The sequence below is a fragment of the Streptomyces sp. NPDC005784 genome (assembly GCF_042871525.1).
Classification (GTDB): Bacteria; Actinomycetota; Actinomycetes; order Streptomycetales; family Streptomycetaceae; genus Streptomyces.
This window is the reverse complement of the sequence record NZ_JBIAIQ010000027.1, coordinates 1-9,107: the sequence shown is the minus strand read 5'-3', so window position 1 is coordinate 9,107 and position 9,107 is coordinate 1. Positions and strand designations below refer to the sequence as shown.

6 protein-coding genes and 1 pseudogene are annotated in these 9,107 nt (G+C 73.4%); 5 read left to right on the top strand and 2 right to left on the bottom strand.

Annotated features, from left to right (window positions below):
* The first annotated feature begins 181 nt into the window (after nucleotides 1-181).
* Nucleotides 182-799: a malonic semialdehyde reductase gene (locus ACFYR3_RS32075; RefSeq protein ID WP_389285517.1), complete on the top strand. Its 618-nt coding sequence runs from the start codon at nucleotides 182-184 to the stop codon at nucleotides 797-799.
* A complete protein-coding gene (locus ACFYR3_RS32070) occupies nucleotides 792-944 on the top strand; it encodes a hypothetical protein (protein WP_355852994.1) in 153 nt (50 codons plus the stop codon). The genes ACFYR3_RS32075 and ACFYR3_RS32070 overlap by 8 nt, the downstream gene beginning before the upstream one ends.
* A 479-nt stretch (nucleotides 945-1,423) precedes the next feature.
* Here the strand turns inward: ACFYR3_RS32070 and ACFYR3_RS32065 are convergent.
* Nucleotides 1,424-1,681 (bottom strand): annotated as a pseudogene (locus ACFYR3_RS32065) (hypothetical protein); the annotation flags it as partial.
* Nucleotides 1,682-1,686: 5 nt separating this feature from the next.
* Nucleotides 1,687-3,375, bottom strand: a complete 1,689-nt coding sequence (locus ACFYR3_RS32060; protein WP_389285437.1) for a hypothetical protein — start codon at nucleotides 3,373-3,375, stop codon at nucleotides 1,687-1,689.
* 89 nt (nucleotides 3,376-3,464) lie between these two features.
* Between ACFYR3_RS32060 and ACFYR3_RS32055 the strand changes: the two genes are divergently transcribed.
* From ACFYR3_RS32055 to ACFYR3_RS32045, 3 genes are read left to right on the top strand one after another with little or no spacing between them, the layout of a single operon-like run.
* Nucleotides 3,465-5,222 (top strand): FHA domain-containing protein, encoded by a 1,758-nt coding sequence (locus tag ACFYR3_RS32055; protein ID WP_389285435.1) that lies wholly within the window; start codon nucleotides 3,465-3,467, stop codon nucleotides 5,220-5,222.
* On the top strand, nucleotides 5,219-6,796 hold the full coding sequence (locus tag ACFYR3_RS32050) for a serine/threonine-protein kinase (protein ID WP_389285433.1): 1,578 nt from the start codon (nucleotides 5,219-5,221) through the stop codon (nucleotides 6,794-6,796). The genes ACFYR3_RS32055 and ACFYR3_RS32050 overlap by 4 nt, the downstream gene beginning before the upstream one ends.
* Before the next feature lie 38 nt (nucleotides 6,797-6,834).
* Complete coding sequence (locus ACFYR3_RS32045; protein ID WP_389285431.1) at nucleotides 6,835-8,604, top strand: hypothetical protein; 1,770 nt, start codon at nucleotides 6,835-6,837, stop codon at nucleotides 8,602-8,604.
* Nucleotides 8,605-9,107 lie beyond the last annotated feature (503 nt).

The following is a 9,107-nucleotide window of genomic DNA, read 5'->3' as shown; positions in this document are numbered from 1 at the left end:
CACCGCCGCCCCCCCGGGGCCCCGGGGGCGCGGCCCCCCCCCCCCCCCCCGGGGGGCCCCGCCGGGGGGGGGGGGCCCGGCCGCCCCCCCCCCCCCCCGCCCGCGGGGGGGGGGGGGGGGCGCCCCCCCCCCCCCCCCACCACACCATCCGCACAACCGAAGTAAGAGAGAATCCATGAGCGTGACCGACCGCGAACCGCAGGCCCTCGATGTCCTCGACGACGCCGGACGAAAGGTGCTGTTCACCGAGGCCCGCACCGCGAACACCTTTGCCGAGGTGGCCGTTGCCGACGACGAGCTCGCCATGATCTGGGAACTCGCCCGCTGGTCGCCGAGCGCCGCCAACGGCCAGCCTCTGCGCGTGCTCTTCGTGCGCACCCGCGAGGGCAAGGAGCGACTTGTCCGGCATCTCGACGAGGGCAACAGGGCCAAGACGCTCAGTGCGCCGGCCGTGGCGATCCTGGCGTATGACGTCGACTTCCACGAGCAGATGCCGACAGTCTTCCCGGCTCGCGGCGACATGCTGCGAGCGGCGTTCGCCGACCAGATCGACACGCGCGAGAGCGTCGCGGCCTACAACTCGGCGCTACAGACCGGGGTCTTCCTGCTCGCGGTCCGCGCGGCGGGGCTCGCGGCCGGTCCCATGGCGGGCTTCGACAAGGCCGGTGTGGACGGGGAGTTCTTCGCCGATACCAGCTGGCGCTCGCAACTGGTGGTCAACATAGGTCACCCCGGCGCCGACCCGTGGTTCCCGCGGCTGCCCCGCGTGCCCGTCGAGGACGCCGTCGCCCATGCCTGAGGGCACTGCCGCCCCCGACCTGCACCCGCTCCTCAACGGGTGGGTGGGGCCGGTCACCGGCAGGCCCGGATACGACCCGAGTTCGCCCCGCCGGATGACCGCCGACATCGCCCGGAATGCCGCGCCGACCTCAGTCAAGCGGTAACCGGCTCTGCGACATGCCTTCTTGGGACGCCGCCCGCGAACCGGACCAGCGACCGGACTTCGGCGGAGGATTGAGCAGTGCGCTGCCGTTCGGAGTGGCCTTGGACGACGTTGCGAACGGCTGCGCGGGCGGGTGTGCCTTACGTTCGCCCCTTGGATGCGCTCACCTGGATCTCGGCGGCCGTGGCGTTGGCCAGTGCCGCTACGACGGTGTTTTTTTTGGGGTACTGGCAGCAGCGGCGGATTGTCACTGTGGAGCGGCTCAACTACATGAACCAGTACGGCGCATCGCTCGCCTGGGCGGCATTCGATTTGCAAAGCCGCCTGCACAACATCCTGTACGGCAGATACTCAGCCCTCTTCCTCACGCAGGGAACGGAGGAAGACGCGGAGTCAGCCCGGCGCAGCACGGTGGTCGTCATCGCCGAGTACCTGGGCCGGGTCGAAATCCTCCGGCGCGACGTGCAGTTTCTAGATCTTGGCAGCAGCGGCCCCAACCGCCGGGGCCTGAACGGACGCCTCGACCGCCACGGGTGCCGGTGGCAGCAGCGCGGGTTCGATGCCCGCCGCCAGACCCGACGAGGCCGTCTCCGAGAGGGCGACGCCGCAGCGTGCCAGGCGCAGCGGCATCAGCGACTCGACGGGGGCCTTGCGGTGCCAGGCGCGGCCGAAGCGGGAGTGCAGGCGGGCCTGGTAGACGAGGCGGTCCTGTTCCAGCTTGATGACCTGTTCGTAGGAGGGCCTCACCGGTGGCCGTATCCGATCGGTGCGCGGTCGAGATGGCCGACCCTTCCGGAGGCATATTCGCCCAGGGTGCCCTGCTCCCGGCCTTGCGCGGGTCGTGCCATGCCCCTTATAACCGTCCGTGCAGGCATCGGTGGGGATGGCCGGAAAACGGCAGTTGCCGCCGGCCAGGGGGGATCCTCAGCTCCGCCGGGATCAGACAGCAGCGTAAGCACACCCACGCAGACCCACGGAGACCCGAGGACATGACCGACAACGCCTTTCGCGATGCCATGACCCGCCTTGCCGTCGACCCGGCCTTCATGGCCGAACTCGACGGTGACACCGAGGAGGTGGCCCGAAGACTCGGCCTGACACCCGCGCAGGTCGGCGAGCTTCGCGCCCTCCGCGTCGAGTCCGGCACCGCAGGGGGCCCGGCCGCACTCGACCCGCGGCTGTCCAAGTCGTCCCTGTTCTTCGGGAGCGCGGCACACGCGTTGACGCACCATGACGTTCCGGATGTCCAGGCCGACCACGTGTCCGGTGACCACGCCTCCGTCGACCACGCGCCCGACCTGCCTTTCCCCGCTGACGGTCACGAGGTCGCCGGCGGCTTCGACGTTTCCGCCACCGGCGCCCAGAGCCTGCTCGGCGGAGGGCTGGTCCAGGAGTCGCCGGTCGACGTGAGCGGCGGACTCGGTGACTTCGGGGGATTCGGGGGATTCGGGAACGAGGACGGGACGGACCTCGGCGGCCTCGGGGGGCATATCGGTGGGGGTGCCGAGGGCGGCTCCGACGGCGGCTTGGGTGACTTCGGCGGGTTCGGTGACGGCGGCGCCGACGGTGGGTTCGGCGGCGGGTTCGGTGATGGCGGTGCTGGCGGCGGTCTGGGCGGGTTCGGCGACGGCGGCTTGGGGGCCGGCGGTGCCGATGGCGGTCTGGGCGGCTTCGGTGACAGCGGCGCCGGTTTTGGTGACGGCGGTGCCGGATCCGGTGGCGACCTCGGCGGGTTCGGCGGGTTCGGCGACCTCGGGGCTCACGGCGGTGGCTTCGGTGGCGAGGGTGGCGGCGACGCCGGTCACTTCGGGCACGGCGGCATCTACGACCGCGGTGAGGACGGTGACGGCGGCGGGGACAGCGGTGGCGGTGAGGGTGGCGGCGGAGACAGCGGCGGCGGAGACAGCGGCGGCAGCGGCGGTGGCGGCGACCAGGAGAACACCGGACGTCGGCCCGGCGGCGGTGAGGGCGGCGGTGGCGGCGGTGAGGGCGGCGGTGGCGGTGGCGAAGGCGGTGGCGAAGGCGGCGGTGGTGGCGGTGAGGGCGGAGGCGGAACCGGTGATGGTGGCTCCGGTCACGGCGGTTCCGGTGGCGGGGAGGGCGGCGGCGACGGCGGGGGCGGCGAAGAGGGCGGCGGTCACGGCGGAGGCTCCGGTGGCGGCGGGGGCGAAGGCGGCAGCGGCGGTGGTGACCAGGAGAACACCGGTCGGCGCCCCGGAGGCGGTGGTGGGGAACCCGGTGGCGGCGACGACGGCAGCGGCGGCGGCAGCCAGGAGAACACCGGACGTCGGCCCGGCGGCGGAGGAGAACCGGGCGGTGGCGAAGGCGGTGGGGGCGAAGGCGGCGGCGGTGGCCGCGCGGGCATCCTCGACGGCGCCGAGGGCGTGCGCGGCGGTGTGAGCACCCCCGGCCTCGGCGGCATCGCCACCCACCTCTCGCCCTCCGCGCCCGGCACCGCCACCGACGGCGGCTTCTCCGGCGGAACGACTCTCAGCGGCTCCGGCGCGGGCTGAGCCGACGCATGCTCTGCCACGCCTGCCGCGTCCACGTGCGGCGCGACTTCCCGTACTGCCTGTACTGCGGCACGCTCCGCCGCGGCGCGGCACCGACGTCGTACGCCGCGCCGCACCTGCGTGGCGTCGACGACCCCACGCTGCTCGTCCCGCTCACCGGCCCGGTCACCACACTGGGCCGGGGCGCGGACAGCGACGTCGTCCTGCCCGACGCCAGCGTGTCGCGCCGCCACGCCCGGATCGTCCGCACGGAGTCGGGCTTCCGAATAGAGGACCTGGACTCGTTCAACGGCACGGCCGTCGCAGGCGTCGATCTGCACGGCGCCGCCGCCCACCTCGCCGACGGCACCGAGTTGTCCGTCGGCGACGTACGCCTGGTGTTCGAACAGCCCCGCGACGCCCACATCGGCCAGCGCACCCAGGTCGTCGGCACCCAGCTCACCCAACTCCCCACCGCGGTGCAGGAGGCGGCACCGGAGGCGAACGGCCCGCTCACCGCACGTCCCCGCCGCCGCTCCGGCTGGGCGCTCAAGCAGGTACCCACCGACTGCGGCGAACCCCGCTGGGTGCTGAACAACACCCGCACCGGCGTCTATCTGGAGGTGGACCAGCGCGAGGTCTTCCTCTGGAACGCCGTCGACGGCCAGAACACCGTACGGGACCTGCTGTTCGCGTACGCCGACCGCTTCGGCGAGCTCGCCCTCCCGCGCATCGAGGCGGCACTCGCCGCGTTCGCGAACGCGGGACTGGTGCGCGGCGTGCCCGGCCGCCCCGAGGAGACGGAACGGAAGGGCTGGCGCCGCGCGGGACGGGCCGTGTACCGGGCGCTGCTGAAGCTGGAGATCTCGGTCCCCGGCCTCGACCGGGGCGTGACGCGCCTCTACCACGCCTTCGGCTGGCGCTTCTTCACCCGGACCGGCGTGACCCTGGTCTGGCTGTCGGTGATCGGTGGCCTCGCCGCGTTCTTCGCCGCGCAGAGCCGCCAGCACCTGCTGGACTTCGGCGGGGCGGGCGTCTGGGGCCCGGTGCTCCTCGCCGCCGGATACGTGTCCGCCCTGGTCGTCCACGAGCTGACGCACGCGCTGGCCGTGAAGTCGTACGGCCGCAAGGTCAGGCGCGGCGGGTTCCTGCTCATGATGGGCATGCCGTTCGCGTTCGTGGACACCAGCGACATGTGGTTCGGCACCCGCTGGTCACGCGTCGTCGTCGCTCTGTCCGGGCCGCTGTCGACGGCGGCGCTGGCCGGCTGGTGCGCGGCCGGCGCGGCCGTCCTGCCCGCCGGACCGGCCTCGGCCGTCCTCTTCCAGCTGGCTTTCGGCCTCTACCTGAACACGCTCTACAACTTCAACCCCCTGATGCCGCTGGACGGTTACCAGGCCCTGACCGACGCGCTGCGCGTGCCGCGGCTGCGAGAGGAGGCGAGCGCGTACTTCCGCACGGGGCTCTGGAAGGACCTGCGCGCGGGCAGGCGGCCAGGCCCACGGCAGGCGGGCATGGCCGCGTACGGCCTCGCGGTCGTCGTCGGCACGTACGGCTTCCTCGTGCTGGCCCTGCTGGCCTGGCGCTCCCGGATCGGCGACCTGCTGGACGGGTGGCTGTCCCCGCCGTGGACCACGGTGATCGAGGCCGTCGTGGTCGCCCTGGTGGCCTTCCCCGTGTGGTCCGCGCCGGTGCGGTGGCTGACGCGCCGTGTGCGCCGCCGCCATGACGCGAAGGGTGCGGCGCCGGCACCGACGGTGGGCGCGGCAGTGGAGGGGGCGGCATGACGCAGGATCCGGGAAGGGCCGAAGGCGGCGACTGGGCCGTCCCCGGCTACGAACCCGTACGAGTTCTCGGCGAGGGCGCCGGCGGACGGGTCGTACTGGCCCGGCACACCGCGACCGGCGTGCCCGTCGCGATCAAGTATCTGAGCGGGCGCCTGCGCGGCGACCGGGAGTTTCTCACCCGTTTCCGCGCGGAGGCCCGGCTGCTGGGCGGCCTGCGGCACCCGTGCGTGGTGCGGCTGTACGAGTACGTCGAGGCGCGCGGCGGTGCCGCCATCGTGATGGAGGCGGTGGACGGCGTCACCCTCCGCCAACTGCTGCGCCGGCACAGGGCGACCGGCCCCGAGGCCGCCCTCGTCCTGCTCAAGGGCTCGCTGCTGGGCCTCGGTGCGGCCCACGCGGCCGGGGTGATCCACCGCGACTACAAGCCGGAGAACGTGCTGGTCCGCGCCGACGGCACGAGCGCGCTCGCCGACTTCGGCATCGCCGTACGCACCGGACGCGAGACCGAGACCGCCGGCACGCCCGCCTACATGGCGCCCGAGCAGTGGCAGGGCGAACCGGCGGGACCGGCGGGCGACGTGTACGCCGCGGCAGTCGTGTTCCACGAGTGCCTGACCGGGCGCCGCCCGTTCACCGGCGACGACGTGACCGCGCTGCGCCTGCAGCACCTGCGGGCCCCCGTCCCCCTGGACGACGTACCCGACCCGGTGCGCGGGCTGCTGCGCAGGGGACTGGCGAAGGACCCGGCCGACCGGCCGGGCATCGAGACGTTCCTCGCCGACCTGGAACGGTCCGCCACCGAGGGGTACGGCACCGACTGGGAGGAGCACGGCCGCCGCCGACTCGCCGAACTCACCGCGCTGTTTGCCCTGTTGTTCCCGTTCACCGCGACGGCGACGCTCGACGCGCCGGCCCGCACCCTGACCCTGCTGGGGCGGGTGAAGCGCGGCGGATGGAAGGCCGCCGCCGGCGCGGCCGCGCTGGCGGCCGTGGCGGGCGGGGTGACGTCCGTGGCGGCCCGTCCGCACGACACGGCGACGACGGTGGCCAGTTCGGTGCCGTCGGGGACCAATTCGCCGACGCCACCCGCCTCTTCGTCCTCCGATTCACCAACTGCCGTACCGACCACGGCCGACGTCACGCCCTCGGACAGCCCCTCGGCCACCCCGGAGAGCCCGTCGGCCTCGCCCACGACGTCCATGAGTACGGCCCCGCCGGCCGAGCCGCCCACACCGACGACCGTGCCTCCGGCCTCGCCCACGCCCGGCACGGTCACGATCACCATCGGTTCCTGGCGTCGGGGGCAGACCACGGGCACGCTGATCGCCGACGTCGCCGTCGACACCACCGGGACCGGGCCCCTGACCGTCACGGCGGACTACTACGTCGACACGCCCGCCGATCCGTACGGAAACCGGACCAAGGTGCTGTCCGGCGGCACGCACTACCCCATGACCTTCGAGGCGGACTTCTCCAACCACCCGTGCCGGGGCACCTGGATGGTCACGCTCACCAGCACTCCGGCCGCCGCGAACGGACCGCAGACAGCCTCCCTGGACGCTCCGCCGTGCTGAGCGACGCCGAGCGACAGCGAGAACGGACCGACATCGACATGACGACAACCACCACGGTCGCCGGGCGCCCCCTGTCGGGCTGGACGCGGGACGCACGCCACGGCACCTGGCACGCGCTGCTCCCGGGCCGGTCCGGCGAGCCCGAGCTCGGCGCGCTGCGCATCGACCGTGCCCTGCTCGTGCCGGAGGGCACGCGCGAGCGGCTCGCGGCGGCCGTGCTCGCCGTCGCGAAGCTCCGGTTGCCCGGGGTGCTCGGCACGGTCGACCTCGTCGCGGAGGCCGGCGAGGTGTGGCTGATCACCGCCCGGCCACCGGCTCCCACCCTCACGGACCTGCTGGCCCGCGGGGGTACGGGCCCCGACGCGGGCAGCGCGGCCAGTGTCCTGAACGAGACCGCGCAGAGCCTGCTCGCCCTGCACGCGGCCGGCCTCGCCCACGGGGCGCTGGACGCGGACACCGTGGTCCTCGCCCCGGGCGGCGTCGCCCTGCTCGCCGAGGCCGCGCTGGGCACGGTGCTGGGCGATGCGCCGGACTCCGCGCGCCGCGAGGCCGACATCGCGGCCTGGGCCGGCCTGGCCCGTACCCTCGGCGAGGCCTGGGTGGCCACAGGTACCCCCGCGGCCGCCCTGTTCGCACACTGTTCCGCCACCGCCGGTTCCGAGGGGCTCGCGTCGGCCCGAGCGGCACTGGTCGCCGGGCGCGCGGCGCTCCCGGCGGGTTTCCTGCGGCGCACGGAGCTCCGCGCGGCGGTGGCCGCGGCGACCCCGGAGATCACCACGGCACCAACGGCACTAACGGCGGACGAGACGGGGGCGGGCGCCCAGCGCGTGTGCCCCCGGGAGGGGGGAGGCGAAGCCTCCGGCTCCGAAGCGGCCGGTTCCGAAGCGGCCGGTTCCGAAGCCGACGGTTGCGACGTCGCTGGTTTTGAAGCCGCAGAGTCCGAGGGCGTGCGTGCCGTGGACATGGGTTCCGAGGGCGTGCGTGCCGTGGACATGGGTTCCGAGGGCGTGCGTGCTGCGGACATGGGTTCCGAGGGCACAGGCCCCGGGGACGTGGTCCCGGAAGTGGGCAGGCCCAATCGCGCCGCGCCGGACGAGCAGCTCACCATGCCCAGCCGCACCCGCTCCGCCCCGCACCAGCCTCGCTCCGCCCCGAACCATGCCCACCCCACCGCCCCGGACGTCCAGGCCACCGCCTCGGACAACCAGGCCACCCTCCTCGGCAAACGCAACCGCACCCCCGCCGGACCTCCTACGGCGACACCCACCAAGGCAACGACGCGACCCCCGACCGGCGAGGACGACGGCGAGATCCTCCTGCGCTTCGGCCCCGGCGTCCCCGTCGACGCCCAGGACGTCCTCCGTGCCCAGTGGCGCACCGCACCCGTACCCCCTGACAGTCGCCCCCACCGTCGAAGGCGGCGGGCCTGGATCGCCACGACCACCTTCCTGACCGTCGCGGCCGTCCTCCTCTGGCTGTTGCTGCGCCCGTCCCCCGCCCCGACTGTCACCGCTGTCGAAGTCCGGGCGCCCGCCGGGCGGTTGCACTGCGGACAGACCGCCGATCTGGTCGGCGTCGTGACCACCGACGGCCGCGGCGGCCCGGTGACGTACCACTGGCTGCGCAGCGACGGCCAGGACTCCGGCGAGCTGGTCCACATGGCCCGCCGGGGCGACCGCAGGGTCACCGTGCACCTCCGCTGGACGGTCCGCGGCCCTGGCAGCTTCCGTGGAACCGCCCGCCTGCGGATCTCGCACCAGCGCAAGGCGCCCGAGGCGGAGGCGACCTTCAGCTACGCCTGCTCCTGACGGACCCGGCCACCAGCGCGACAGCCGGACCGACGGCGAGCGCCCCGACCACAAGCAGCGGCTGCTGGCAAGCCTCTCGCTCGATGATCACACGGGGCCTGCTGGACAGCCGTCGAAGCGACGATGCTGACCTCCTGGGACAGGAGGCTCCCGGTCTTCCCGGGAGAGCGCACGAGCGCGACCGCCTCCCGTTTGAACTTCTCCGGGTAACTACCTGCCGAGGTTGCTCTTGCTTCCCACCTGGCACTACTTCCTCTGGAACCTCACGTCCCGGCCGCCAGGTGTCCACGATCAAGGGGAAGGTTCAATCCGGACGGCCACCCGATGTGCGTGCGCACCCGCTGACCTGCTAGCGTTCTCTTCGCCCCAAAAAACTCGTTGACACGGGTCGATTGGGGAGGCAGAGTAGAACAGTTGCCTAGAACTGGACACGTCCGGCGGCAGCAGTTAGAGTCTGCTCGCTTCTCAAAGCAATCGACACGTCGATTCAGAAGAAGCCACTC